Source organism: Promicromonospora citrea, from assembly GCF_013004695.1.
Lineage (GTDB): Bacteria > Actinomycetota > Actinomycetes > Actinomycetales > Cellulomonadaceae > Promicromonospora > Promicromonospora citrea.
On record NZ_JABEMG010000281.1, the window covers coordinates 1 to 1,425 of the forward strand.

1 protein-coding gene is annotated in these 1,425 nt (G+C 74.5%); it reads left to right on the plus strand.

Going from position 1 to position 1,425, the window contains the following annotated elements; translation table 11 throughout:
• Positions 1 to 88 precede the first annotated feature (88 nt).
• Positions 89 to 1,425, plus strand: a 1,337-nt coding sequence (locus HLB15_RS23615) for a serine hydrolase domain-containing protein (protein WP_171109205.1), incomplete at its 3' end; no start/stop codon positions are given.

Here is a 1,425-nt window from a genome sequence, read left to right on the forward strand (position 1 = left end):
ATGGGCCGGTTTCACGCGGAACGGGCCCTGCCGCAGCGGGTCCGGGTCAGCCGATGAGCCCCGGGCACTGAGAAGGAGGTGAACGCGGTTGGCGATCCACGTCGAGGTCGAGCTGCCCGGCGGCGGCGAGCCCGTCCCCGTCGAGGCCGAACGGACCCTGTTCCGCCCCGGCTCGGTCTCCAAGCTGTTCACCGCGACCGCCGTGCTGCAGCTCGTCGAGCGCGGCGAGGTCGACCTCGACACGGACGTGTCCGAGTACGTCGACATCGACGTGCCCCGCCGCTTCGACACCCCGGTCACGCTGCGGCACCTGCTGACGCACACCGCCGGGTTCGAGGAGCGGGTGGGCGGCCTCATCGGCACGGGCGAGGTCGCCCAGCCCCTGCGTGACGCGCTCGCCCAGGACCCGCCGGAGCAGGTCTACGAGCCCGGCACCGTCCCCGCGTACTCGAACTACGGCAACGCGCTGGCCGGGTACGTCGTCGAGCGCGTCAGCGGCGTGCCGTTCGAGGACTTCGTGCGGCAGAACATCTTCGAGCCGGCGGGCATGACGTCGTCGACCTTCGAGCAGCCGCTCCCCGAGGAGCTGCGGGACCGGATGTCGCAGGGGTACCCGTCGTCGTCCGAGGCCGCCAGGCCGTTCGAGCTGGTCGGCACGGCACCCGCGGGCGCGCTCACGTCGTCGGCGCCGGACATGGCGCGCTTCATGCTCGCCCAGCTCGGCGAGCCGGGCGCAGGCACGCTGCTGGGGCGCGAGACCCTCGACCTGCTGCACGCCCCCGCGCTGACCGCCGACACCCTCGGCACGCTCGCGCAGGCCCCGCGCATGACCCTCGGGTTCTTCGACGAGAGCCGCAACGGCCACCGCATCCTCGGCCACGGCGGCGACACCCAGTACTTCCACGCCCACCTCCAGCTCTACCCGGACGACCGCACCGGCGTCTTCGTCGCCGTCAACAGCAGCGGCAGCACGCCCGCGGCGACGCTGACCCTGCGCGAGTCGGTGCTGCACGGCTTCACCGACCGCTACTTCCCGGGCGAGCCCGCCCCCACCGCGCCCCAGCCGACCGCGCAGGAGCACGCCGCGCTCGCCGCGGGCAGCTACGTGTCCTCGCGCGGCATGCACAGCACGTTCCTCGCGGCGCTCGACGTCGTCGGCGCGACCCAGGTCACCGCGCGCCCCGGCGGCCGTCTGCTGTTCACCCCCGGCCCCAACGCGGCGGCGCCCGCCCTGTACGAGGAGGTCGCGCCGTGGGTCTGGCGCGAGGTGGGCGGGCAGCGCACGCTCGCGATGCGCGTCGAGGACGGCGCCGTGCAGGCCATCGCCTTCGAGGGCGCGTTCGCGCTGCTGCCCGCCGAGCCGGAGCGCTCGGCCGGCCTCGTCCTGCCCGTGGCCGGTGCGTCGGTGCTCGTGCTGCTCGGCGC